This is a genomic window from Pokkaliibacter sp. MBI-7 (assembly GCF_029846635.1).
Lineage (GTDB): Bacteria > Pseudomonadota > Gammaproteobacteria > Pseudomonadales > Balneatricaceae > Pokkaliibacter.
In genome coordinates this window covers 2,121,001-2,144,333 of sequence record NZ_JARVTG010000001.1, presented here as the reverse complement: position 1 = coordinate 2,144,333, position 23,333 = coordinate 2,121,001, and the positions used below count along the sequence as shown (strand labels likewise).

Annotated in this window: 22 protein-coding genes and 1 pseudogene; 14 read left to right on the top strand and 9 right to left on the bottom strand. The window is 57.7% G+C overall.

Annotated features, from left to right (window positions below; translation table 11 throughout):
- Positions 1-163: 163 nt before the first annotated feature.
- The 4 genes from QCD60_RS09590 (at position 164) to QCD60_RS09575 (ending at position 4,543) form a co-directional block, all read left to right on the top strand.
- Positions 164-1,426, top strand: coding sequence for an ABC transporter substrate-binding protein (locus QCD60_RS09590; RefSeq protein ID WP_279784657.1), 1,263 nt, complete (start codon positions 164-166; stop codon positions 1,424-1,426).
- 94 nt (positions 1,427-1,520) lie between these two features.
- Positions 1,521-2,471, top strand: coding sequence for a sugar ABC transporter permease (locus tag QCD60_RS09585; protein WP_279784655.1), 951 nt, complete (start codon positions 1,521-1,523; stop codon positions 2,469-2,471).
- A complete protein-coding gene (locus QCD60_RS09580; RefSeq protein ID WP_279784653.1) occupies positions 2,464-3,339 on the top strand; it encodes a carbohydrate ABC transporter permease in 876 nt (291 codons plus the stop codon). The genes QCD60_RS09585 and QCD60_RS09580 overlap by 8 nt, the downstream gene beginning before the upstream one ends.
- A gap of 85 nt (positions 3,340-3,424) precedes the next feature.
- Positions 3,425-4,543: an ABC transporter ATP-binding protein gene (locus QCD60_RS09575; RefSeq protein WP_279784651.1), complete on the top strand. Its 1,119-nt coding sequence runs from the start codon at positions 3,425-3,427 to the stop codon at positions 4,541-4,543.
- A 126-nt stretch (positions 4,544-4,669) separates the two neighbouring features.
- On the opposite strand, the gene QCD60_RS09570 is transcribed toward QCD60_RS09575, so the two are convergent.
- The gene (locus tag QCD60_RS09570; RefSeq protein WP_279784649.1) at positions 4,670-5,677 is read right to left on the bottom strand and encodes a bile acid:sodium symporter; all 1,008 of its coding nucleotides are present in this window, start codon (positions 5,675-5,677) and stop codon (positions 4,670-4,672) included.
- Positions 5,678-5,848: 171 nt separating this feature from the next.
- On the opposite strand from QCD60_RS09570, the gene QCD60_RS09565 reads away from it, so the two are divergent.
- The 3 genes from QCD60_RS09565 to QCD60_RS09555 all read left to right on the top strand — a co-directional run bounded on the left by QCD60_RS09565 (position 5,849) and on the right by QCD60_RS09555 (position 8,273).
- Entirely contained in the window at positions 5,849-6,628 is a 780-nt protein-coding gene (locus QCD60_RS09565) for a helix-turn-helix transcriptional regulator (RefSeq protein ID WP_279784647.1), read from the top strand.
- 106 nt (positions 6,629-6,734) lie between these two features.
- On the top strand, positions 6,735-7,094 hold the full coding sequence (locus tag QCD60_RS09560; RefSeq protein WP_279787904.1) for a glutaredoxin: 360 nt from the start codon (positions 6,735-6,737) through the stop codon (positions 7,092-7,094).
- A gap of 192 nt (positions 7,095-7,286) precedes the next feature.
- On the top strand, positions 7,287-8,273 hold the full coding sequence (locus QCD60_RS09555; protein WP_279784645.1) for a hypothetical protein: 987 nt from the start codon (positions 7,287-7,289) through the stop codon (positions 8,271-8,273).
- Here QCD60_RS09555 and QCD60_RS09550 read toward each other — a convergent pair.
- Positions 8,270-9,091, bottom strand: a complete 822-nt coding sequence (locus QCD60_RS09550; RefSeq protein ID WP_279784643.1) for a transporter substrate-binding domain-containing protein — start codon at positions 9,089-9,091, stop codon at positions 8,270-8,272. The genes QCD60_RS09555 and QCD60_RS09550 overlap by 4 nt on opposite strands.
- Positions 9,092-9,401: 310 nt before the next feature.
- Here QCD60_RS09550 and QCD60_RS09545 point away from each other — a divergent pair, with 310 nt between their 5' ends.
- Entirely contained in the window at positions 9,402-10,232 is an 831-nt protein-coding gene (locus tag QCD60_RS09545) for a S1-like domain-containing RNA-binding protein (RefSeq protein WP_279784641.1), read from the top strand.
- A gap of 60 nt (positions 10,233-10,292) precedes the next feature.
- Here the strand turns inward: QCD60_RS09545 and QCD60_RS09540 are convergent, their stop codons facing one another.
- Positions 10,293-10,589, bottom strand: a complete 297-nt coding sequence (locus QCD60_RS09540) for a hypothetical protein (protein ID WP_279784639.1) — start codon at positions 10,587-10,589, stop codon at positions 10,293-10,295.
- 316 nt (positions 10,590-10,905) lie between these two features.
- Positions 10,906-12,021, bottom strand: a complete 1,116-nt coding sequence (locus QCD60_RS09535) for a sensor domain-containing diguanylate cyclase (RefSeq protein ID WP_279784637.1) — start codon at positions 12,019-12,021, stop codon at positions 10,906-10,908.
- A 236-nt stretch (positions 12,022-12,257) separates the two neighbouring features.
- Between QCD60_RS09535 and QCD60_RS09530 the strand changes: the two genes are divergently transcribed.
- The 3 genes from QCD60_RS09530 (at position 12,258) to leuE (ending at position 15,145) form a co-directional block, all read left to right on the top strand.
- Positions 12,258-13,226 (top strand): carbohydrate kinase, encoded by a 969-nt coding sequence (locus QCD60_RS09530; RefSeq protein WP_279784635.1) that lies wholly within the window; start codon positions 12,258-12,260, stop codon positions 13,224-13,226.
- 84 nt (positions 13,227-13,310) lie between these two features.
- Complete coding sequence (locus QCD60_RS09525) at positions 13,311-14,510, top strand: AGE family epimerase/isomerase (RefSeq protein WP_279784633.1); 1,200 nt, start codon at positions 13,311-13,313, stop codon at positions 14,508-14,510.
- Positions 14,511-14,524: 14 nt separating this feature from the next.
- A complete protein-coding gene (gene leuE, locus QCD60_RS09520) occupies positions 14,525-15,145 on the top strand; it encodes a leucine efflux protein LeuE (protein WP_279784631.1) in 621 nt (206 codons plus the stop codon).
- A 51-nt stretch (positions 15,146-15,196) separates the two neighbouring features.
- On the opposite strand, the pseudogene QCD60_RS09515 reads toward leuE, so the two are convergent.
- The 5 genes and pseudogenes from QCD60_RS09515 to QCD60_RS09495 form a co-directional block, all read right to left on the bottom strand.
- Positions 15,197-16,527: pseudogene (locus QCD60_RS09515) on the bottom strand (IS4 family transposase).
- A 134-nt stretch (positions 16,528-16,661) separates the two neighbouring features.
- Complete coding sequence (locus QCD60_RS09510; protein WP_104155492.1) at positions 16,662-16,910, bottom strand: YfhL family 4Fe-4S dicluster ferredoxin; 249 nt, start codon at positions 16,908-16,910, stop codon at positions 16,662-16,664.
- A gap of 146 nt (positions 16,911-17,056) precedes the next feature.
- Positions 17,057-17,545 carry a pantetheine-phosphate adenylyltransferase gene (gene coaD / locus QCD60_RS09505; RefSeq protein ID WP_104155493.1) on the bottom strand — a complete coding sequence of 163 codons (489 nt, stop codon included), beginning with the start codon at positions 17,543-17,545 and terminating at the stop codon, positions 17,057-17,059.
- 237 nt (positions 17,546-17,782) lie between these two features.
- Positions 17,783-18,412 carry a 16S rRNA (guanine(966)-N(2))-methyltransferase RsmD gene (rsmD, locus tag QCD60_RS09500; RefSeq protein WP_279784626.1) on the bottom strand — a complete coding sequence of 210 codons (630 nt, stop codon included), beginning with the start codon at positions 18,410-18,412 and terminating at the stop codon, positions 17,783-17,785.
- A 48-nt stretch (positions 18,413-18,460) separates the two neighbouring features.
- Complete coding sequence (locus tag QCD60_RS09495; RefSeq protein WP_279784624.1) at positions 18,461-19,714, bottom strand: hypothetical protein; 1,254 nt, start codon at positions 19,712-19,714, stop codon at positions 18,461-18,463.
- A 245-nt stretch (positions 19,715-19,959) separates the two neighbouring features.
- Between QCD60_RS09495 and ftsY the strand changes: the two genes are divergently transcribed.
- Genes ftsY through ftsX form a run of 3 tightly spaced genes read left to right on the top strand, consistent with a single transcriptional unit; the run spans position 19,960 to position 23,037 of the window.
- Positions 19,960-21,378 (top strand): signal recognition particle-docking protein FtsY, encoded by a 1,419-nt coding sequence (gene ftsY / locus QCD60_RS09490; protein WP_279784622.1) that lies wholly within the window; start codon positions 19,960-19,962, stop codon positions 21,376-21,378.
- Positions 21,375-22,040, top strand: a complete 666-nt coding sequence (ftsE, locus tag QCD60_RS09485; protein WP_104155497.1) for a cell division ATP-binding protein FtsE — start codon at positions 21,375-21,377, stop codon at positions 22,038-22,040. Before ftsY ends, ftsE begins: the two co-directional genes overlap by 4 nt.
- A complete protein-coding gene (gene ftsX / locus QCD60_RS09480) occupies positions 22,027-23,037 on the top strand; it encodes a permease-like cell division protein FtsX (RefSeq protein ID WP_104155498.1) in 1,011 nt (336 codons plus the stop codon). Before ftsE ends, ftsX begins: the two co-directional genes overlap by 14 nt.
- The last annotated feature ends 296 nt before the right edge of the window (positions 23,038-23,333 follow it).

The window sequence follows — 23,333 nt, the reverse complement described above, 5'->3', positions numbered from 1 at the left end:
AGGGTTATATAACTCGAGTTCTCTCAGTGCCTTGTCTACCTTCTACTGACGCTCTCTCACATCGACTTTGCCGCATGACACCCAAGTGCCTGCAGGCAGGGCAGAGCGAAGTAAAAGCAAATCAAAAAATCGTTCCCGACAAGAATAACACAGGGGTAAAACCATGATTCGATTGAAGCCTGTCGCCCTGGCTATGGCTCTGGGTCTGTCTTCTCTGTCTGCCGTCTCCGCTTTCGCTGGTGAAGTAGAAGTACTGCACTGGTGGACTTCCGGTGGCGAAGCCAAATCGGTTGCCGTACTGAAACAGCTGCTGGAAAAAGAAGGCCATACCTGGAAAGACTTTGCCGTAGCAGGGGGGGGCGGTGATAGCGCCATGACCGTACTGAAGTCTCGCGCTGTGTCTGGCAATCCTCCTACTGCCGCCCAGATCAAAGGTCCTGAAATTCAGGAATGGGGCGAGCTGGGATTCCTTGCTGATCTGGATGACGTGGCCAAGGCCAACCATTGGGATGAGCTGCTGCCCAAAGTGGTTGCCGATGGTATGAAGTACGACGGCCACTACGTGGCAGTCCCTGTCAACGTTCACCGCGTGAACTGGGTCTGGGGTAATCCGGAAGTGCTGAAAGCCGCCGGTATTGACCACATGCCGACGACCTGGGATGAGTTCTTCGCTGACGGCGACAAGATCAAAGCCGCTGGCTATATCCCGCTGGCCCACGGTGGTCAGGACTGGCAGGACGCTACCATTTTTGAAGCGGTCGCCCTCTCTCTGGGGGGTGCTGATTTCTACCGTAAAGCCTTCGTTGATCTGGATGACGATGCACTGGGCGGAGAGACCATGGTCAAGGTGCTGGCTACCTACAAGCGCCTGAAAGACTACATGGATCCTGACGCACCCGGTCGTGACTGGAACCTGGCCACCGCCATGGTGATCAATGGCAAAGCGGCCTTCCAGATCATGGGTGACTGGGCCAAGGGTGAGTTCGTCAGCGCCGGTAAAGTGGCAGGCAAGGACTTCCTGTGTTCAGCCGTTCCCGGTACTGCCGATGCCTACACCTACAACATCGACTCCTTTGCCATGTTCCACGTGAACAGCAACTCTCAGGAAGAAGCACAGAAGGCGCTGGCCCGTATCATCATGGAGCCGACCTTCCAGGAAGTCTTCAACCTGAACAAAGGTTCGATCCCCGTCCGTCCTGATATTCCCCGTGACAAGTTCGACAGCTGCGCCATCAAGTCGATGGACGACTTCGCTGCCGATGCCAAATCCGGCACCCTGGTACCTTCCATGGCCCACGGTATGTCCACCACCTCCTACGTCAAAGGCGCTATCTATGACGTAGTGACCAACTACTTTAACGACGCCAACATGACTGCCCAGCAGGCAGCTGAGCGTCTGGTTAAAGCGGTTAAAGCAGCGGGCTAAGCCAGCGCACGAACCGTGGTGTTTGTGCACCACGGTTCGGATCTCTGCTACCGGGCCTGCCCAGGCCCGGTTTCCGAAGTAAAAGGTGACTCCTATGTCAAATAACAATGCTGCCCTGAAATCCGGGGCGGACGGTCTTGTGCAGCCTGCAGCAGCCCCCGGCCGCTTCAGTAATCGCCTGCAGGACTGGCTGCCACAGATTGTGCTGGCCCCGTCTTTCCTGATCAGCCTGATCTTCGTCTACGGCTTTATTATCTGGACCGCGGTACTGTCGTTTACCAATTCACGCATGCTGCCGAATTACAGCAAGTTTGTCGGTTTTGAGCAGTATGTTCGCTTGTTCGAGAATGATCGCTGGGCAGTGGCAGCCACCAACCTGCTGATTTTCGGCAGTCTGTTCATGCTGATCTGTCTGCTGCTGGGTGCCTTTATGGCGGTACTGCTGGATCAGAAAATCCGTCAGGAAGGTGCTATTCGTACTATTTATCTCTATCCCATGGCGCTGTCTTTTATTGTTACCGGGACTGCCTGGAAATGGATTCTCAACCCGGGCCTCGGTCTGGAAAAAATGATGCATGACTGGGGCTTCACCAGCTTCACATTTGACTGGCTGGTCAACCCTGACATGGCTAAATACACCCTGGTTATCGCCGCTGTCTGGCAGTCATCCGGCTTTGTGATGGCGATGTTTCTGGCGGGCCTGCGCGGCGTGGACAGCTCCATGATCAAGGCGGCACAGCTGGATGGCGCATCCATGCCCACTATCTACCGCCGCATCGTGCTGCCATGCCTGCGCCCGGTGCTGTTCAGTGCGGTGATGATTCTGGCGCACATTGCGATCAAGAGCTTCGACCTGGTCATGGCCCTGACCGGTGGTGGCCCCGGCTACTCCACTGACCTGCCTGCGACCTTTATGTATGCCCATGCCTTCACCCGCAGCCAGATCGGTCTGGGGTCGGCCTCGGCAATGATGATGCTGGCTGGCGTGCTGGCCATTCTGGTGCCCTATCTGTATTCCGAGCTGAGGAGCAAGCGTCATGACTAATACGCGCCCTGTCTCCACCGGCGAGCGTCTTGCCCGTGCTGGTATCTACGCCATCCTGATCGCGGCTGCGCTGGTGTACCTGTTGCCGCTGGCGGTCATGCTGCTGACCTCGGTAAAAACACTGGATGATATCCGTACTGGCAACATCCTCAGTCTGCCAGTGGAAATTGTTTTCGATGCCTGGGATAAGGCCTGGTCCAACGCCTGTACCGGCGTGTCCTGTAACGGTGTCAGCGGCTTTTTCTGGAACTCGTTCCAGATCGTGATCCCGGCGGTGCTGATTTCCACTTTCGTCGGTGCCCTCAACGGCTATGCGCTGACCAAGTGGCGCTTCAAGGGCAGCGAGCTGTTTTTCGCCCTGATGCTGTTTGGTTGCTTTATTCCGTTCCAGGTGGTGCTGCTGCCGATGGCGCAGACGCTGGGCTATGTAGGTCTGGCCAATACCACCACCGGGCTGGTGTTTGTCCACGTGGTTTACGGTATTGCCTTCACCACGCTGTTCTTCCGCAACTTCTACGTCGGCATTCCTGATGAACTGGTGCTGGCGGCCAAGCTCGACGGTGCCGGCTTCTTCACCATTTTCTGGCGCATCCTGCTGCCGGTGTCGGCGCCCATTATTGTGGTCTGCATCATCTGGCAGTTCACCCAGATCTGGAACGACTTCCTGTTCGGCGTCGTGTTCTCCGGTCAGGACACCAAACCGATAACCGTGGCGCTGAACAATCTGGTCAACACCACCACCGGGGTGAAGGAATACAACGTCGATATGGCGGCGGCAATCATCGCGGCATTGCCTACACTGGTAGTGTACGTCGCTGCAGGTAAATACTTTGTACGAGGGCTGACTGCCGGCGCGGTCAAAGGCTGATGGCTGCGCTCCGGTGGCTGCTGGCGCACAGGCACAGCAGCACCGGCACGGTAGCTCACACAAGAACAAATAGGGGTTAAGAGATATGTCCGCACTCGAAATCAACAAGGTTTTCAAAGATTACGGCAAGGTGCGCGTCCTCAAGGACATCAACATCAGCATCGATTCCGGCGAGTTTCTGATTCTGGTCGGCCCGTCCGGTTGTGGTAAGTCCACCCTGATGAACGCCATTGCTGGTCTGGATGACATCACCGCCGGGGAAATCCGTATCGGTGGTGACGACGTTACTCATCGTTCACCCAAGGACCGTGACATTGCCATGGTATTCCAGTCCTATGCGCTGTACCCGTCCATGAGCGTGCGGGAAAACATCGCTTTCGGTCTGGAAATGCGCAAGGTCGCCAAGACCGAACGTGATCAGGAAGTGGAGCGGGTGGCCAAAATGCTGCAGATCGAGCATCTGCTTGACCGCAAACCTGCACAACTGTCTGGTGGTCAGCGTCAGCGTGTGGCCATGGGCCGTGCACTGGCGCGTAAACCGAAGATTTATCTGTTCGACGAGCCACTGTCTAACCTGGATGCCAAGCTGCGCGTGGAAATGCGTACCGAGATCAAGAAGCTGCACCAGCGTCTGGGCACCACCATCGTCTACGTGACCCATGATCAGATTGAAGCCATGACTCTGGCTGACCGTATCGCGGTAATGAAGGATGGTGTGGTGCTGCAGCTGGATACGCCACAGAACATTTATGACAACCCGGTCAACATGTTTGTGGCGGGCTTCATGGGCTCACCGGCGATGAACTTTATCAAGGCGCCGCTGGTGAAGCTGGATCAGGGTTATGGCGTCAGCCTGACCAATCAGGCCGGTGATACCTACGCACTGCCCGTACCGCAGGCAAAACAGGGTTCGCTGGATGGCTGGCTGAACAAGGAAGTGATTCTGGGCCTGCGCCCTGAGCAGATCACCCATGTGATGCCGCACCGTCAGTCCGAGCCGTTCTGCCATACCCTGCCATGCCGGGTAGAAGTGGCTGAGCCGACCGGTGCCGATACCCTGATCGAGATTTTCTTCAACGGTCAGGAAGTGGATGCCCGCATCGAGCCCCGCAGCCAGGCGCCGGTAGGCCAGTTGATGGAGCTGATGCTGGATATGACCAAGGCGGTGCTGTTTAACCCAGAGACTCAGGACCGTCTGGCCTGATGATGTGCGGCTGGCCCGTCAGGGTCAGCCACTGTGACCGGTATTTCCTGCTGGTAAGACATTGAGAGAGCCTTCACCGCGCCCTGCTGATATCCCGAGGCAGCGCGCGGTTTTTTATTGCCTTATTCAGCCTGCTTCGGGCTGTCGGTCTGCCAGTGCAGAAGCTGGCGTTTCCTTCCGTGCACCGTATTTCTGTGCCAGTACCGCACAGGTCATCAGCTGAATCTGATGGAACAGCATGATGGGCAGCAGGATAGCGCCAACACTGCTGGCGGCAAACAGTACCTGTGCCATGGGTACGCCACTGGCCAGACTTTTCTTCGAGCCGCAGAATACCAGCGTAATTTCATCTTCCTTGCTCAGACCCAGCAGGCGCGCTACCCGCGACGTTGCAAACAGTACAATGGCCAGCAGCACGATGCACACCACCACCAGACCGAGCAGCGCAGACAGTGGCAGCGCATGCCATAACCCTTCAATCACGGCGGCACTGAAAGCGGTGTAGACCACCAGCAGGATGGAACCCTGATCGACAAACTTCAGCTTGGCCTTGTGCTTGTCAACGAAGCTGCCAATCACCGGACGCAGCAGGTGGCCAGCCACAAAGGGCAGTAACAGCTGTTCGACGATCTGCCAGATGGCGCCCAGCGTCGAGCCGGTGCTGCCTTCCGCACCGAGAGTGATCTTCACCAGTAACGGCGTGACCAGAATCCCCAGCAGGCTGGAGGCGGAAGCGCTGCACACCGCAGCGGGGATATTGCCGCGGGCCATGGACGTAAAGGCGATGGCGGACTGCACGGTGGCGGGCAACGCACAGAGATACAGCACGCCCAGATACAGATCATCGGTGACCAGCGGAGACAGCACGGGCTTCAGCATCACGCCAAGCACCGGGAAGAGCACAAAGGTACAGGCGAAAATCACCAGATGCAGCCGCCAGTGGCCAGCACCGGCGAGAATGGCCTGACGTGACAGCTTGGCACCATGCAGGAAGAACAGCAGGGCAATCGCCAGATGGGTCAGGCTGGTCAGTGCGCTGGCAACACTGCCTGAGCAGGGTAGCAGGCTGGCGGTGAGCACGGTGGTCAGCAGGGCCAGGGTAAAGTTATCGGGCAGAAAGCGGGGTCGACTCATGGTGACGATCTCTTGGCTGTGCAGTGGCGCTTCTATTCACCGCCGCCGGTCTGGCCGGTGGGCTGGTCTGTTCGTCACTGGCCGGTCACCGGCTGTGATTTCAGCTGACAGAAGCATGGGCGCTACCTTACTCTTGACGCTCTCTTCCGACTAACGCCAGAAAGCCAGAAAATGTCGATAAACGGACAACAGCGTCAGGTCCCTGAACTGCAGCAGCTGCCGCGGCCGCTTTATGCCCGGGCTGAGTCCCTGTCCAGCGGTGCCTGGACCCCACTGCATCAGCATCCCTGGATTCAGATTTCCTATGCTATTCAAGGGGTGCTGAATGTGCAGACCGAGGCGGGCAGCTATATTGCACCCCCGCAGCGTGCGATCTGGATTCCGGCCCATACCGCCCATGCAGTCTTCAATTCCACCCGGGTGGAAATGCGCAGTCTTTATCTCGACCCTGCGGTAGTGCCCGCTGATCGCCAGCATTCGCGGGTATTGGCGGTGACGCCGCTGATCCGGGAGCTGATCCGCAGTTTCACTGCCTTGCCGGTGGAGTATCAGCAGGACGAGGCTGAAGGGCGTCTGGTGCAGGTGCTGCTCGATCAGCTGCTGCAGGCGGAAGAGGTGGAGCTGTCGTTACCGATGCCGACCGACAGCCGTCTGCGTACGCTGTGTGAAACCCTGCAGGCTCAGCCTGACGACCGCCGTAGTCTGAGCCAGTGGGGCGTGCAGCTCGGTGCTTCGGAGAAGACGCTGGCGCGGCTGTTTCAGCGCGAGACCGGCATGACGTTTCGCATCTGGAGACAGCGTCTGCGTCTGCTCAGTGCGCTGACGCCACTGGAGAGCGGTTGCAGTGTGACCGAGGTGGCACTGAGCTGCGGTTATGAGTCGACATCGGCGTTTATCGCCGCATTTCGCCAGACTTTTGCCTGTACGCCGGGGGAATTTTTCCGCAATTGAGTGGTCGAAAAGCAACCAGTTCTTAGGCTAGACTGGCGGTTTTTTCGCTGCCTCAGGCATGAAAGGCAGTGATGCTGAGCTTTGTAGAGGAGAGGTTGTTGTGTTGATGAAAGCCCTGCGTCTTGGTCTGGGTGAGCTGGTTATTCTTGGCGATCTGCTGACGCGCCCCCGCAAAATGCACCGTGCTCCGGAGCAGCAGGCAGCAGTGGCAAGTGCTGCTGGTCAGCTGGCGTTGTATCAGTTCCGCGCCTGCCCTTTCTGTGTCCGTACCCGCCGTACCATGCACAAACTCAACCTGCCGATTGAGCTGCGTGATGCTAAAAATGACCCCGAACACCGTCAGGCGCTGGAGCAGGGCGGAGGCCGCATCAAGGTGCCCTGTCTGCGTATTGAAGAAAACGGTGAAACCCGCTGGATGTACGAATCCAAAGACATCATCAGCTATCTTAATCAGCGTTTTGCCTGAGGCACTGCGCAGGCCCACTTTTGCTCTGGCATGACCGGTCATTACCGGACATGCCTGTCCTCCGCTCTTCTGCCTGTCCGCAGACCGATGCACAGTCGTTACATTTTTTATTCCAGCTTTGTTCTGAGTTGCCGATAACTCCCTGACAAACCGCTGACACGAGCAGCGGTACCACGTCTACGGGACCCAGGCATGTCGATTTCATCGTTGTTCAACTCGTTCAACCATCTGCTGTTCAGCCGCGAAAAAACGGCGAACGCAGCCATGGCTGTGCGTCGCGATGGCGTTGAAGGTCAGAGTACGTCCGGCGCAGATGTCATTAACGATCAGGTAACGGTCTCCAGCGAGGCCCAGCAGTTGTGGCAGAAACTGCATGAACAGCAGCAGGGTACGAGCTGGGGAAGTCAGTTCAGTAGCCGGCAAAGTGAACAGCGGAAAGAAGCCGCCCGAGAAAAACTGGCCGATATTCAGCAGCAGATCAAGGTGCTGAAGCGCCTGCTTGCGACCCTGACTCCGGAAATGGCTAAGGGGATTCTGCGGCAGCTCAAACAGCTGGCCCAGCAGTTGAAGCAGGTAGCCTCGGTGCTGAAGGAAGACAGTGGTAGCAGCAGTACTGTCGTAATGGGGTCGACCAGTGCGACAACCACCAGCAGCAACACAGACGGTACAGGTCAGGCCTCGGTGGCCGAAGCTGAGCAGGGGATGCGCCAGGCAACCGCTGCCGCGACGGAGCAATCGTCATCGACTTTGTCAGAGGATGATGCGGAGTCGTCTGAGGATGCCGATAGTGAGCCTCAGTGGCCGGCTACCCAGAGTGCCACACGGAGCAACGACCGCCAGCGTCAGCAGGATGCACAGTCATTACAGGAGGCGGCGCAGGAATTGCGCCAGCTGTTGCGGCGGGTCCGCCAGTTATTGCGTCAGGATGATCAGCGTGCGCAGAAGGACATGCGTGAAGCAGAGGCACTGCTGCGCAAGACCGGCGAAATGGTCAATAGTATGCAAAAAGACACTGTCGTGAGTCAGTCCGACAGCGAAGACTTACCACGATCGCTGGCTTCTGGCAGTGGGAGTAGTGCCGCTAGCGCCTCTGGTGGCAGCGAGTCCGGTCTGGCACTGGGCGCCGTGGCAGGTGCTGGTTCTCTGGCCATCACCGTCTCCGGCCAGCCGACCGGTTAATCCTGATAACGCTTGGCCAGCTGCTCTGTGGCCCTGTCTCTGATTTCCCCCAGATGTTTCCATAACGCTTCTGCCAGTTGTGAATTGCTGGCATAAAACTGATGGCTGAACATCAGAAAGTAGTCCTTGCTGCTGACCGGCGGGGCAATCTTTTCAATATCGGTAATTTTCGCACCTGCCAGATAAGCATCGACGACGATGGCCTGAGCCACATAGGCATCAAGGCGGCCGGAGCGCAGCTTCTGGATATTCTGAGCAGTGCTGCGGGCTTCCTCCACGTTTACGCCCTGCCGGCGCAGGTCCGCGACCACGGAATAGCCAGTATTGGCACCCAGCGGCGTGCTGAGATGACTGAACTGGCTGCCATCCCAGCTGACCTTGTCGTGCATCCGGCGATATAAAACGTAATGCAGTGTCGCCAGCCGGCGGCTGCGATCAGGTTTGCCCTCTAGCAGTGGATAAACACCACTGCGGATGCGGTCGCTGTTATAGGAGTAGATAAAGCCTCCGTCCACATGACCTTCTTCCATTTCACTGAGCACCCGTCGCCCGGGCATACGCAGGAAGTTAACCTTGATACCGAGATCGGCTGCGGCCTGCTGAATCAGTTCGACGGCGATGCCGGGAGGGTTGGCAGGCTCGATGCCATTGCCAGCCTGATACGGAAAGGATTCGATGTCCGCGTAGGCCAGTGTCAGGGTGAGCGGTACCGCCTGTGCTGTGGGCAGCAGACAGCAAAGCAGGGTCAGGCAAAATAAGGCAGGTGGAAGCAGACAGAGTGGCCGTTGACAACTACGCTTGAGTAAAGCTGACAGCATGACGGGTCTTCCCAGGCAGTCGATCGGTGTTCCTTTCTGAATGCGGGCGCTGCAGGTGGCATGGCAGCGCAGCGAACGATCATAGGTAGGCCATCTTCCTTTGAACAGCACACTGGGTATGTACTCTAGCAAAGGGCGCCAATAGCGCACAGAGTGGCGTGATTATGTGTTGACTGCCATCATGCCCGCCCGGTATGACGGATTTGCTACGTTCTGCCGTGTCTGCTGCCACGCTTTGCATTAGACTTAACCTCTTTATTCAGTGCCGCGCGTCAGCGCTGGCCAGTTTCTCTTACAGGTAAGACGTTTCATGGTTCAGATCGGTCGCTTCAACCGTCTCAAAGTGATCAAACAGCTTGATATTGGCGTGCGTCTGGATGCCGGTAGCTGGGGCGATATTCTGCTGCCCAAGCGCTATGTGCCCGAGCAGTGTCAGGTAGGAGACGAGCTGGAGGTCTTTATTTATCTGGACTCTGAGGATCGTCTTATTGCCACCAATCAGCGGCCCAAGGCGCAGGCAGGCGAGTTTGCCTGGCTGTCGGTGGTATCGGTCAGCCGTATCGGTGCTTTCCTTGACTGGGGGCTGCCGAAGGACCTGCTGGTACCGTTTGCCGAGCAGAAAGCACCGATGGAAGTCGGTAAGTCCTACCTGGTCAGAGTCTTTGTCGACAGCAGTAACCGTCTGGCAGGCTCCACCAAGATTGATCGTTTTCTTGATGACACGGGGCTCGGGCTCAAGCCGAAACAGGAAGTGCGCCTGCTGATAGCTGATCGCACTGAGCTGGGCATGAAAGCCATTGTAAATCATCGTTACTGGGGACTGCTGTACCAGAACGAGGTATTCCGTCCGTTACGCAAAGGCCAGCGGGTCAAAGGCTATATCAAGCGTATTCGCGAGGACGGCAAGCTGGAGCTGTCTCTGGAGAAGCCCGGCTATGCCAGGGTAGAAGGGATTGCCCAGCAGATTCTGGACAAGCTGCAAGCCAGCGGTGGCTTCCTGCCGGTGAGTGACAACAGTACACCGGAACAGGTACAGGCTCATTTCGGCATCAGTAAAAAGGCGTTCAAGCAGGCCATCGGCGCGCTCTACAAGCAGCAACTGATTGTTATTGAAGATCAGGGTATCCGCCTGCCAGCCTAGTGAGGCTGAGCCTGCCGGACAAACCACTACTGGTTTGGCCCGGCGGGCCAGTGAGCGGCGTCAGGCTGCATCCAGCTCGCTGCCCATATCTTTCTCATCTTCAAGATAGGTGTAGTCGCCATCGACCACCCCGGCATCCCAGCCCGTTCGGATATAGCTGGGGTCGCTCAGCAGCGAACGCGCCTTTTCCACATCATCCAGTCGTAGCAGAAAGAACACATTATTAGGCTCATCGACAGTGCGCCACAGATTGAGCAGGTGCATACCTGCGCTGCGGCGTTGGCCACTCAAGGTATCGAACACAGACTTCCACTGGTAAAAGTCAGTTACCCGGTTCCGGCAGAGTAAAAAGATCATGCAGTTCCTCCTGCAATCCTGGCCCTGAAAGCAGCTCCGCATAACGCTGGTTCATTCGTTACTGCCGGCTCCAATAGGTTTTGAAGTAAACAGTATTCGGTGAGACCAATGCGCACTGTGCGGAGTCCTCTTGGTATTTGCAACTGCCTTTTGAAGTTAACCCGGCGACTGGATGTACAGCCTGAATGAACCGTCGTGGGATAACGCGCCACCTCTCTAACTATAGGGGTAAGAATTCGTAAGCCAAACTCACTGTGGTGTCAAAGTCCATCTCCTTTACGATTTGGCTGATGACGTAGCTACAGTACAAACGTTCTTAGTGTTCCTGCAGGCCTGTCCAGTGTACGACGCAGTTACGCCCTTGCTCTTTGGCCCGATAAAGTGCGTGGTCGGCATGACTGATAAAGGTCTGGATGCTGTCTCCCTGTGCCAGTGTCGCCACGCCGATGCTGACGGTGACCGTCCTCAGCGTCCAGCTATGCGCTGCAATACTGGCCCGCAGACGTTCAGCGATACGCTCTGCATCCAACGTGCTGGTGCCCGGCATGATGACAGCGAACTCTTCCCCGCCGTAGCGGGCAACCAGATCATAACTGCGGGCATTGTTTTTCAGCAGTCCCGCAACTTCCTGCAGGGCAATATCCCCTTCGCTGTGACCAAACACATCATTGAATGACTTGAAGTGATCCACATCCACCAACAGCAGCGATACCAGAGTACGGGTGCGTACGGAGCGTTCCACTTCTTCACTCATGCGTGCATCAAAAGCACGGCGATTGAAGAGACCGGTGAGGCTGTCGGTCAGGCTAAGCGTGCGCAATTGCTGATTGACCTCTTCCAGTTCGAGCTGTTGCTGCTGCAATAGCTGTTGTTGCTGTTCCAGCTGACGTTGACTGTGATGCAGATGATCGGCGCTGTCCTGCTGGGCATGAATGACTTTGCGCAGTTCCAGCTGAGCCATCACCTGTCGCGCCAGCGTCGCGAGAGCGTCACGCTGGTCATCGCTGAGATCGCCGGGCTGGGTATCAAATACACAGAGCGTACCCAACGCTTCACCACAGGGGGTGATCAGCGGAGCGCCAGCGTAGAAACGAATGCGGGGTGGGCCGATGACTGCCGGGTTACGCTGGAAGCGTGGATCCTGCAAAGCATCCTTGACCACCATGATGGTATCGGGGTTGAGAATGGCATGAGTGCAGAAGGAGTCCTTACGTGAGCCTTGACTGGCATGATGGCCAAAGCGTGATTTGAACCACTGTCGCTGACTGTCTACCAGCGAGATGACTGAGGAAGGCGTATGACAGATGTAGGCAGCCAGACGGGTCAGATCGTCATAGGCCTGCTCGTTCAGCGTGTCGAGCACGCCATAGCTGTACAGTACCTGCAGACGATGGGTTTCGCTGGCAGGTAGGATCATCGCGCTACTGTTCATGATCAAGGCTGCGTAGTCTGTTCAAAATCTATACAGTTTATAGTCTAGCAGCCTTTGTGCCGAAGGCGATGCTGTTGTCATTTTGTTCATACTCAAGCCGGGATGGCTCTGCTATGATGCGTGGCAGTCTGAATGAAAACGTTTTCATTTTTGCGGTGAAATACTGCTGACAACCCTCCAGGTATTAACAGCGCGTGAGCCCGGCGGCTCTGCGTAGAACAAGGACAACAATCGCTATGTGGCCAGTCTGGTGTTTTGGTGAAGTGCTGATCGACTTTCTCAATATTGGTGCCAGTGAAGAGGCCGGGCTGCGCTTGCCCGAGCTGCGCCAGTATCCGGGCGGTGCCCCGGCCAATGCGGCTGTGGCGGTGGCCCAGCTGGGTGGTCAGGCAGGTTTTATCGGTCAGGTAGGCGATGACGCCTTCGGGCATTTTCTGCTACACGCACTGCAGCAGAAAGGTGTCGATATCTCGCGCACGGTGATCCATCCGACGGCGCCGACACCGCTGGCTTTTGTGCTGCTGGACGCCAATGGCGAGCGCAGTTTCGAGTTCCTGCGACGTGACAGTGCGGATGTGCTGTTCCGCCCTGAGCAGTTTCTGCCGCAATGGTTCCAGGGGCAGGGCATTCTGCATCTGTGCTCCAATACCCTGACCGAAGCCGCTATTGCGGCGACGAGCATGCATGGCGTGCAAAAAGCCCACGAAGCCGGCTGGTGGGTGACCGTCGACGTCAACCTGCGTGCCAACCTGTGGCCCGGTAAGCAGATTGATGTGGAACGTGTACATGCTCTGTGCTGTGCGGCTGATGTGATCAAGATTTCCCGTGAAGAGTTGCAGGTGCTGGGCGGCGAACCGCGTGTGGCTCAGTGGTTGGAGGCGGGTTGCAGGCTGGTGCTGGTCAGTGATGATGGTAATCCGTTGTATTTCGCTACCTCGGCCGCTCATGGCGGTCTGAGTGGCTGGGTGACCGTACCAAAGGTACAGGTCGTCGATACGACGGCGGCGGGTGACAGTTTCAGTGGCGCGGTGCTGTATGCGCTGGCCCGTTGCCTGCCTGAGCAGCCAGCATTGCTGAGCGACGAGCAGGCATTGCGGGCGGTGATTGGCTTTGCCATTGCCTGTGGTGCACACACTGTACAACGCAAAGGCGCCTTTCCGGCATTGCCACAGTTCAATGATGTCGCTGCTGCCTGGCAGCTGTAACACCTGCACTCATAGCGCATGAGCAGCAGCCCTTTCAGCTCGCCAGTGAGGCAGGCCAGGGCTGCTGTGGCACAGGAGCAGAGTATGCAACAGGAATTCACCATGGACTTTTTTAATCCTGAACACCTGCGCGAGCATATCGCTCGTACCATGGCGTTTTATCATCCCGCCTGCATCGATGATCAAGGTGGCTTTTTCCATTATCTGCGTGACGATGGCAGCATTTACAACCGTGGTCATCGCCATCTGGTCTCCAGTACCCGCTATGTCTTCACCTATGCCCAGTATGCCCGCCACTTTCAGGCGCCGGAGTATCTGCGCTGGGCCCAGCATGGGTTGGATTATCTGCAGCAGTCGCACTATCAGCCTGATTATCAGGGCTATGCCTGGACCTTGCAGGATGGTCAGATCGAAGACAGCACTAACCACTGCTACGGCCTGGCCTTCGTCATATTGGCCTACGCGACCGCATTGAAAGCCGGTATCGAAGAGGCACGCGACGGCCTGTATCGCGCACATGAGCTGCAGACCCAGCGTTTCTGGGAGCCGCAGTGGCAGCTGTATGCCGATGAGGCGGATGCGCAGTGGCAAGTCGGCGACTATCGCGGCCAGAATGCCAACATGCACAGCTGCGAGGCACTGATTGCCGCCTATGAGGCCACCGCAGATAAACAGTTCCTCGAGCGGGCGTTACAGGTGGCGGAAGCTATCTGCGTGCGGCAGGCGGCACAGGCCGACGGCTTGGTGTGGGAACACTATGACCGTCAGTGGCAGGTCGACCTCGACTATAACCGTGATAATCCCCGTCACCTGTTCCGCCCCTGGGGTTTCCAACCCGGCCATCAGACCGAATGGGCCAAGCTACTGGTGTTGCTGGAGCGGTACGCTCCGGAGCATGACTGGCTGCTGCCCAAGGCGGAATTTCTGTTCCTGACCGCGGTTGAGCATGCCTGGGACAGGGAGCACGGCGGTCTGGTCTACGGCTTTGGCCCTGACTATCAGATCTGTGATGGCGACAAGTATTTCTGGGTACAGGCCGAAAGTCTGGCGGCCGCCGCGCTGCTGGGGCAGCGGACAGGTGATCAGCGTTACTGGCAGTGGTATGAACAGATCTGGCAGTACAGCTGGGAGCACATGGTGGATCATCGCTATGGCGCCTGGTATCGCATTCTCAGTCGTGATAACCAGAGCTATTCCGATGAGAAGAGCCCGGCAGGCAAGGTGGACTATCACACTATGGGAGCCTGCTACGATATGATCTGGGCCTTGCAGAACCGCCGTTGAGTGAGAGGTGCATCATGGCGTTTATGGGCATTCATGACTTGTGGAGCTTTATTATTGCTGTGCTGGTATTTCTGGCTATTCCCGGACCCGGCACCTTCGCCCTGCTGACCGCCAGTGGCAAGCACGGTGTGCGGGGCGGTTATGCTACCCTCGGCGGGCTGATTCTGGGTGATCAGATTCTGATGTGGCTGGCAGCGGGAGGTGTCGCTGCCCTGCTGGCGGCGAATCCTACCCTGTTCAAAGGAGTGCAGTATCTGGGGGCGGCCTATCTGGTATGGATCGGTATTCAGTTACTGCGCAGCCGCGGAGAAACGGCTACCGGGCTGATCAGGTTACAGCCCGGACATCTGTTCCGTCAGGGCATGCTGATCACGCTGCTGAACCCTAAAGCCATTGTGTTTTACATGGCTTTCTTTCCGCTGTTTATTGATCCGGTCGCGCATCAGGGCATGCTGACCTTTGCCACCATGGCTGCACTGATTGCGTTGCTGTCTCTGGGCTACTGCTCTCTGCTGATCTTTGCAGGCACTGCCATGCGTACCCGGGTGCAGCGTCATCGCTTTTTAAGTCAGTGGCTGCAACGGCTGGCGGGTCTGTTTCTGGTCGGGTTCGGTATTCGGCTGGGCGCGGGCTGAGCCTTCCCTGAGTGTTAGCAACAAAAACGGGCCTCATGGGCCTAATGCCAGTCAGTTAAGCTGACTGGCATTTTTATTTCTGGTCGGATACTTGGACGGCTTGGGCTTGACCACCCGCGGGTAACTGCGCTCCTCACGTCGATGAGGCAGGACGTAGTGCATGGCCGAAGCCTGTAGTTCAGCCAGGTAGCGAGGGATGTTCCTGGATGATTCAAAGAGACCCCGTTCAAGAAGCCCAGGATCGCCCAGGTGCAGGCGGTGAAACTCATTTCGCAGGGGGAGATGCCAGGGCAGTGGCGACTCATTTCCAGCATTTGATAACGCAGCAGATTGTACCCCAGCAGTACGCCCCACAGCTCTTGTTCAATCATCTCCGGCGTTTTACTGCGCAGTGTGTAGTGACCCGCGAGCATGCCTTGCTTCATTTCTCGATAGCCCAACTCGATTTCCCAACGCTGGCTGTACAGATCCACGATGTCATCTGGCGGAAAGCGCAGAGGATCGATCATCGAAGTCAGTACTTGCCGGACTTTGCCCTTGATGGTCTTGCTTAATAACCTGGCCTGTAGCGTGTCGGGCAGCTCGGGCCATTGCTTACGCGCCTGCGGCGAGGTCTTCAGCGAGACGATGGCATCCTGGCGCCCCAGCTTGTATAGCACCTCATATTGAGCATCCTTGCGCAGCGGCAGTAGCCAATGGCGCTGAGTGCCTGTTTGTTGCCAGCGATGAAGAAGCCCCAGCGAATAGAAGCCACGGTCGAACAAGGTCAGCGAGTGATCGGGTGTGCTGTCGATCAGTTGTTCGGCCAGCTTCATCTCGTTGCTGTGATAACCGGCAAAAGCACTGCTCACCAGCATGTGACTGGTCAGTTCCATCTGGCAGACCATGCGCACTTGGGGATAGCCGGTATCGCCATGCTGGTTACTGGCACTGCCATAGTGCTTGCGGTTGTCGTCCGTATCCGGTGTGCGCCAGACCACGCCATCGACACTGAGCAGGCGCAAACCCGCCCAGGTGGGGTGATTGGCGCTGGCATGCCAGCGTTGTTGCGTCAGGGAAAAGACTTCTCGCACCGCCGCACTGCCCAGGCGCTGCCGACCTTGCACGATGGCACTGGGTGCCACCAGTGGCCTCTGCCCAGGCAGCATGATGTCCATACGACTCGCAGCATCCCAGGCCGACATCCGGCGAAACAACGCCATGGCGATCACGCACCAGATCATGGACTCAAGAGGGAGGCGTCGCTTACGTATGGTCGCCACTCCCGCCGTTTCCAGTGCGGTGCTGACCAGGTCTGGATCAAGCAGCGCCCCCAGTTCATCAAGGGCGTGAGTAGTAGAAGCGGCTTCGTGAGTCAGTGCCAAGGCGCGGGACAGTCGCATAAAAAATCCGATGCTCAAAACAAGCATCGGATTTTCGTTTCAGGGCGCAAAAGGTCAAGCTGTTGGGCTTAACTGACTGGCATTCGCCTCATGGGCCCGTTCTTGTTTCTGCTGATACTGTGCGCTGGTGCCGATCAGGCCTGGCTCAGGTGCAGGTATTTCTGATACAGCTGGTCGTGGTTTTCTACGTGGTCGGGGTCTTTGGGAATGCAATCGACCGGGCAGACCTCAACACACTGCGGGGTGTCGTAGTGACCTACGCACTCGGTGCATTTGCTGGGGTTGATCTCATAGATCTCTTCGCCCTGGGAAATTGCTTCGTTAGGGCACTCCGGCTCGCATACGTCGCAGTTGATACATTCGTCGGTAATTATCAAAGCCATGGCAAATCCTCACTGGTTGTCAGCTAGTCGGATGCGCAGCGCGCTGTCCGTTGCCGTTTTCTAATCAGGTTCTGTTTATGATCCTGGCTCATCACACTGACAGGCAGCGCTGGCCGGATCTGTAATAGTGGGTGGTGCTTGATGAACTACTTGTGCAGTTCATTGATATAGGTGCGCAAGGCCTTCGCCACGGAAGGATGCACAAATTTCGAAATATCTCCTTTCAGGGTGGCGACTTCGCGCACCAGCGTCGAGGAAATAAAGGAATACTGTTCGGCAGGTGTCAGAAACATGCTTTCCACCTGAGGGGCCAGTACACGGTTCATATTGGCCAGCTGGAATTCATATTCAAAATCTGACACGGCACGCAGCCCTCGCAGAATGATATTGGCGTTCTTTTCTTTCAACAGGTCCGTCAGCAGACAGCTGAAGCCGCAGACGCTGACGTTGTCGAGGTGAGCCGTCACTTCCTTGGCCAGATCGACGCGCAGATCATGGGGCAACAAAGGACGCTTGCGCGGGCTTTCTGCCACGGCAACCACCACATTCTCGAACAACCGGCTGGCCCGCTCCACCAGATCGGTGTGGCCGTTGGTAATCGGATCAAAGGTGCCGGGATAGATGACAGTATTCATGTCGTGAGTCCACACTGCTGGCCAGAATACATTCTGGGGGCCTGTTTACGTGCACGGCGGCAGGTTGATCAGAAGAGCCGAAAGGCGTGATTGACGCCTCTCCGGCACCTTATGGCACCTGCGTTCAAGGCAGCGCGGCCGTGGCACGGCGCTGAGCGGCCAGATACTAGCCCAAATGGTGCTGGGGTACAACGCGCCGGAAGGGCCTATGCTGCGCTGCAGGAGGCTGGTCAACCATCACAGGGCGGGCGAGTCGCTGCCACCTGTCTGTCGGTGATAGAGCGAATAGATCACCTGCCCGGCCTGTTTCTGCCGGTGCAGCTGCCAGCTGGCAGGGAGCTGTGGCTGTAATTCCTGCTCGTGCTCGACATAGATCATTGCGGCATCCGCCAGCCAGCCCTGTTGTTCCAGTGCCTGCGCCGCAGGCTCCAGCAGCTGACGCTGAAAGGGGGGGTCAAGAAACACCAGATCGAACTGGCTGCTGGCTGGTTGCTGTAGCCAGTCCTGAGTCTGTGCCTGTTGCACCTCCGCCTGCCGGCAGTTGAGTAGTGTCAGGTTGGCCTGCAACTGGCGGGTAACAACCTGAGCATTATCAATAAAGGTGACCCATTCAGCGCCACGTGACAGGGCTTCAAAGCCCAGGGCGCCACTGCCGCTGAAGGCGTCCAGACAGCGACTGCCGGGCACCCAGCTGCTGAGCCAGTTGAACAGGGTTTCCCGCACCCGGTCGGTGGTCGGGCGCAGTCCGGGCACATCCGGAAAGGCCAGCTTACGGCTACGCCACTCGCCCGCGATAATGCGCAGTTGATTGCGGGCAGCTCCGGCCTTGGGGGAAGAGGGAGTGTTGCGTGCCGGTGTTCTTGCCATGGGAAATCAGATGCTCAGTCAGTCGGTGAAAAGGGCAGGGCGGTCATTTCAGGGATGCACCGTCGCTTCGCCGCGCGGTTGCCTGGCCAGCTGTGTCAGCAGTTGCAGGAATGCCTGACGTGGCTCATCTGCCTGTTGCTGGTCCCAGACCTTTAATACGCTCAAGGGTTGGCCGCGATGCCATGCCAGGGTCAGCCATTGTGCCAGAGTCAGTGGATCCTGCTCCAGATTTTTGCGCTCGGTGGCCACTTGCCTGAACAGGGTATCCAGCTGCTGTGAGTCAGGCTGCTGCTGTAACAGTGGCTGCCATTGTGGTGGGGCTGCCTGCAGATCGCCTTCCCAGCTGAACAGCACCACCGGTTGTTCACTGGAGCGCCAGGGGCTGACCTGTAATTGGTGTTGCTGCCCCAGCTGCGTTAGCCACAACAATAGCAAGGTACGCTGATAGGGATCCGCCTCTGGCAGGGGGAGGGCCATGGCTGCCTGCTGGCGCAGCTGTGGCCGCTGCAGGGCCAGCGGCTCCGCGCGGGCTGAAGGCAGCGTCGGTGCGGCTTGTGTCGCCCTGGCCTGCTGCGGCAGTTTGGCGAGCAGTTGCTGTGCCAGTTGCTTCGCCTGAGACTCGTCGAGATCGCCGAGCAGCAGCAGTTGCTGTGGTGCTGTTTGCCAGAACTGGCTGACAAAATGATCAACCGTTGAGGCATCGACAGTGGCCAGGCTGGCGCGGCTGCCATACAAAGGACGGCTGACAGGGTGGTCCGGATAGAGCGCCATCAGGCTGCCCTGTATGGCCAGTGCTTCGCCGTGGCTGGCCAGCAGGTTGGCCTGTGCCAGCAGGCGCAGACGAGCCTGTTCTGTGTGCTGCTGATCGTCTGCTGCGGGGCTAAAGAGTTGTTGCAGCCCGGCGATGGCCTGCTGGCGGTGATCCTCGTCATCCGGCAGTTGCAGCTGGATCTGCCAGTGTTCCTGCGTAAGCTGGGTGGAAAACGCTATCTGACGGTCGAGGAACCAATGGCTGGCACCTCCCGGCAAGCGCTCCTGCAGCATGGTGTCTGCAAGGGCGGCCGTACCCGCCTGTGCTTCTGCTATGGCACCGGGGGCAAAACTCAGGATCCATACCTCACTGCCTTTGTTGTCATGATGCAGAGCCCGCACTTCGGTACTGCCCTGTTGCCACTGCCAGGGAATCAGGGCAGCAACGCGCTGACGCTCATGCCAGTTGAGCAGGACGATGGTGATGGCCACAACCCACAGGATGACTTTCAGATAGGTACGGTTGAACAGGGGCTGGTAGGCTTCGGCCATGAACGTGTTACCTCAGGCATTATGACGGGCATGCTGACGTGTTCATCTTCTGCACGGATTTGTGACAGCAGCCAAGGGCTCCTTTACTATATGCCCCAATCTGACCCGATCTGTCAGCCTTTTCTGCGCCAGTCAGGCGTATTGTCGTGAAGGTGCAAGGTTGTGATGCGGTCTTTTCACTACGTATGAGTGCCCCTGGCGTCACTGCATATGTCGAGAACTATCTGGAGTAAGTTGAAAAACTCATGTGGGACAAACTGAAAAAATCGCTGTTCGGCAGCCGCAAGAGTAACGAGGCCGAAAAACGTAACGACGCCGAAGCAGTGGTCGTCGAACAAGAGCAAAGCCCGGTACCGCAGGCTGATGCTGAACCTGCTCTGGTAAGCGAAGCCAGCCCCGCCATCATTGCTGAGCCAGCAATAGCAGAACCAGAGGTTGCAGAGCCGAAGATTGTCGAGGTCGTGGTTCAGCAGGTGGAGCCTGCGACAGTCAGCATTGAGCCAGCCCCTGCCGCTGAGCCTGCTCCCCTGGTGCTCGATGCGGTTGAGCCGGGCGTGGCAGCGCAACCCGTGCATGCCGTGACCGTCGAGGTAGAGCCTGCGGAGGCGGTGGTGCAGGTTGCTGTCGAACCCGAACCCGAACCCGAACCCGAACCCGAACCCGAACCCGAACCCGAACCCGAACCCGAACCCGAACCTGTTGCCCGTATGGTGGAGCAGGAGAAGCCGAAGTCCAAACTGGGCTTTTTCGAGCGCATCAAGTCTGGCCTGTCGCGGACCAAGGCCAATCTGACTGAAGGTCTGGCGTCGCTGTTTCTCGGTGCTAAGCAGATTGACGATGATCTGCTGGAGGAGCTGGAAACCCAGCTGCTGCTGGCCGATGTGGGGATGGAAGCGACACAGAGCATCATCAAGCGTCTGACCGAGCGTGTCAGCCGCAAAGAGCTGAAAGATCCGCAGGCACTGTTTGGTGCACTCAAGGAAGAGCTGCGCGAGTTGTTGCTGGGTGTTGAGCAGCCACTGGTCATCGACAGCAGCCATCGGCCGATGGTCATCCTGATGGTGGGTGTCAACGGCGTGGGTAAAACCACCACCATTGGCAAGCTGGCGAAGAAGTTCCAGAGCGAAGGCAAGAAGGTCATGCTGGCGGCGGGGGATACCTTCCGTGCTGCGGCCGTGGAGCAGTTGCAGGTATGGGGGGAACGCAATCACGTGCCGGTCATCGCCCAGCACTCCGGTGCTGACAGTGCCGCGGTGATCTTCGATGCCCTGCAGGCCGCCAGGGCGCGCGGTATGGATGTGCTGATTGCCGACACGGCCGGACGTCTGCAGAACAAACAGCATCTGATGACTGAGCTGGAAAAGGTAGTGCGTGTGATGCGCAAACTGGACCCGGAAGCGCCCCATGAAGTGATGCTGGTACTGGATGCCGGCACCGGTCAGAACGCCATTTCCCAGGCCAAGACCTTCCGCGAAGCGGTCGGCGTCAGTGGTATCGCGCTGACCAAGCTCGATGGCACGGCCAAGGGCGGCATCATCTTCGCAATAGCCAAGCAGTTTGAGCTGCCGATTCGCTATATCGGTGTGGGTGAAGGCATTGATGACCTGCGTCCGTTCCAGGCCAATGAATTTGTCGATGCACTGTTCGAGCGACCCGCCTCATGATTCGATTTGATCAGGTCAGCAAGCGCTATCCTGGAGGCCATCAGGCGCTGTCGGCGGTCAGTTTTGCCATTCGTCGTGGTGAGATGGCCTTTCTTACCGGCCACTCCGGTGCTGGTAAGAGTACGCTGCTGAAACTGATCATGCTGATGGAGCGTCCCACCGCCGGACAGGTCTTCATCGGTGAGCAGAACCTCAACCACTTGCCTGCTTCGCAGATTCCTTATCTGCGGCGGCGCATTGGTGTGGTGTTCCAGAACCACCAGCTGCTGTTTGATCGCAGCGTTTTTGAAAATGTGGCGGTGCCGCTGCATATCAGCGGCTATGACCAGCATGACATTGGCCGGCGGGTAAGGGCGGCACTGGACAAGGTGGGGCTGCTCAACAAGGAAAAACTCAATCCCATCGCCCTCTCCGGCGGTGAGCAGCAGCGTGTGGGTATTGCTCGCGCTATCGTCAATAAACCTGCAGTGATTCTCGCCGATGAGCCGACCGGTAACCTGGACCCGGAATTATCGGCGGAAATCATGCGGCTGTTCGAGCAGTTCAACCAGGTCGGCGTCACCATGCTGATTGCCAGCCATGACCTCCGGCTGATTGCCCGTATGCATCACCGGGTGCTGACCCTGCAGAACGGAAGAGTGAGTCAGGATGCGCAACTCTGAGACACGCCAACGTCAGCGCCCGACTGCTGACACCCGCCGTGCTACTGCTGGTGCGGTATCCCATCGTGTGCACTGGCTTGACCGCTTGCGCGCCTGGGGGCGGCATCATCGCCAGGAAGCGGGGATCAGCCTCGGCAAGCTGCTGCGTCAACCCTTTGCCAGCATGATGACCCTGCTGGTTATTGCCATTGCCCTGGCGCTGCCTGCCTTGCTGTATGTGGTGCTGAACAATGTCAGCCAGCTGAGTGGTGAAGTCGGGCAGTCGACCCGTATTTCCGTCTATCTCAAAGACAGCGTCGAAGAAGCCGAAGGCGAGTCACTGGCGTTTGAACTCAGTCGTGATGCCACCTGGCATGATGTGCGCTACATCTCCAAGGAACAGGCACTGAAAGAGTTTCAGGCGTTGTCAGGGCTGAAGGATGTGCTGGCCGGGCTGGACGAGAATCCGCTCCCTGCTGCCATCGTGCTGGAGCCCAGCCGTCAGCTCGGGCCGCTCGAAGCGCAGCAACAACTGAGCAAACTGCAGGCGCTGCCGGAAGTAGAGCAAGCCGAGCTGGATCTGCAGTGGGTGCAGCGGCTGCATGCCATTCTGGATATCGCCAAGCGGGTCGTCGTTGCCCTGTCGGGCTTGTTTGGCGTAGCGGTGCTGCTGGTCGTGGGTAATACCATTCGGCTGGCCATCGAAAGCCGCCGCGAAGAAATTGTAGTGATCAAGCTGGTCGGCGGTACCGATGCCTACGTGCGTCGTCCCTTCCTTTATACCGGCCTGTGGTTTGGTCTGTATGGTGGCCTGTTAGCCTGGGGGCTGGTCAGTATGGCGCTGTTCTGGCTGGAACAGCCGGTGACCGCACTTGGCTCACTGTATCAGAGCTCCTTTGTCCTGGCAGGGCTGGATGCCGAGGCCACCCTGATTCTGATCAGCGGTGCGGTATTGCTTGGTATTCTGGGCGCATGGCTGGCCGTCGGGCGTCATCTGACGGCCATTCAGCCGACGTGACCGGCAGCCTGAAACAACTTGTTATCCATGGAGACGCTCACTTGCAGGGCAGGCGATTAGACTGAACGCTATTCAGATTTTCGTCTGGCCTTTGCGTCTTTCCTGCGTCAGTTGACCAACATGCTTTGACGTAGATGCAAGGCGGGTCGATGACATCGATCTCCGCGGCTGACAGGGGCTTGTCAACGTCTGAAGGATGCGTTAAAAGTGTGTTCCGCTGTCCCCGGGCCACCGAAATGGCCGGGTAAAAGGTAAGGAACCAACAGGCAATGCCTGTGTCTAAATGACAGCAATGC

Excerpts from the sequence above, each read along its gene's own strand:
- QCD60_RS09585 (WP_279784655.1), top strand. The coding sequence starts at position 1,521 with ATGTCAAATAACAATGCTGCCCTGAAATCCGGGGCGGACGGTCTTGTG.
- QCD60_RS09555 (WP_279784645.1), top strand. The coding sequence starts at position 7,287 with ATGTCGATTTCATCGTTGTTCAACTCGTTCAACCATCTGCTGTTCAGC.
- QCD60_RS09535 (WP_279784637.1), bottom strand. The coding sequence starts at position 12,021 with ATGAACAGTAGCGCGATGATCCTACCTGCCAGCGAAACCCATCGTCTG.
- QCD60_RS09495 (WP_279784624.1), bottom strand. The coding sequence starts at position 19,714 with ATGGCCGAAGCCTACCAGCCCCTGTTCAACCGTACCTATCTGAAAGTC.
- QCD60_RS09590 (WP_279784657.1), top strand. The coding sequence starts at position 164 with ATGATTCGATTGAAGCCTGTCGCCCTGGCTATGGCTCTGGGTCTGTCT.
- QCD60_RS09530 (WP_279784635.1), top strand. The coding sequence starts at position 12,258 with ATGTGGCCAGTCTGGTGTTTTGGTGAAGTGCTGATCGACTTTCTCAAT.
- ftsE (WP_104155497.1), top strand. The coding sequence starts at position 21,375 with ATGATTCGATTTGATCAGGTCAGCAAGCGCTATCCTGGAGGCCATCAG.
- leuE (WP_279784631.1), top strand. The coding sequence starts at position 14,525 with ATGGCGTTTATGGGCATTCATGACTTGTGGAGCTTTATTATTGCTGTG.
- QCD60_RS09525 (WP_279784633.1), top strand. The coding sequence starts at position 13,311 with ATGCAACAGGAATTCACCATGGACTTTTTTAATCCTGAACACCTGCGC.
- QCD60_RS09575 (WP_279784651.1), top strand. The coding sequence starts at position 3,425 with ATGTCCGCACTCGAAATCAACAAGGTTTTCAAAGATTACGGCAAGGTG.
- QCD60_RS09540 (WP_279784639.1), bottom strand. The coding sequence starts at position 10,589 with ATGATCTTTTTACTCTGCCGGAACCGGGTAACTGACTTTTACCAGTGG.
- QCD60_RS09580 (WP_279784653.1), top strand. The coding sequence starts at position 2,464 with ATGACTAATACGCGCCCTGTCTCCACCGGCGAGCGTCTTGCCCGTGCT.
- QCD60_RS09510 (WP_104155492.1), bottom strand. The coding sequence starts at position 16,910 with ATGGCTTTGATAATTACCGACGAATGTATCAACTGCGACGTATGCGAG.
- QCD60_RS09550 (WP_279784643.1), bottom strand. The coding sequence starts at position 9,091 with ATGCTGTCAGCTTTACTCAAGCGTAGTTGTCAACGGCCACTCTGTCTG.
- QCD60_RS09560 (WP_279787904.1), top strand. The coding sequence starts at position 6,735 with ATGAAAGCCCTGCGTCTTGGTCTGGGTGAGCTGGTTATTCTTGGCGAT.
- QCD60_RS09545 (WP_279784641.1), top strand. The coding sequence starts at position 9,402 with ATGGTTCAGATCGGTCGCTTCAACCGTCTCAAAGTGATCAAACAGCTT.
- ftsY (WP_279784622.1), top strand. The coding sequence starts at position 19,960 with ATGTGGGACAAACTGAAAAAATCGCTGTTCGGCAGCCGCAAGAGTAAC.
- QCD60_RS09570 (WP_279784649.1), bottom strand. The coding sequence starts at position 5,677 with ATGAGTCGACCCCGCTTTCTGCCCGATAACTTTACCCTGGCCCTGCTG.
- rsmD (WP_279784626.1), bottom strand. The coding sequence starts at position 18,412 with ATGGCAAGAACACCGGCACGCAACACTCCCTCTTCCCCCAAGGCCGGA.
- QCD60_RS09565 (WP_279784647.1), top strand. The coding sequence starts at position 5,849 with ATGTCGATAAACGGACAACAGCGTCAGGTCCCTGAACTGCAGCAGCTG.
- ftsX (WP_104155498.1), top strand. The coding sequence starts at position 22,027 with ATGCGCAACTCTGAGACACGCCAACGTCAGCGCCCGACTGCTGACACC.
- coaD (WP_104155493.1), bottom strand. The coding sequence starts at position 17,545 with ATGAATACTGTCATCTATCCCGGCACCTTTGATCCGATTACCAACGGC.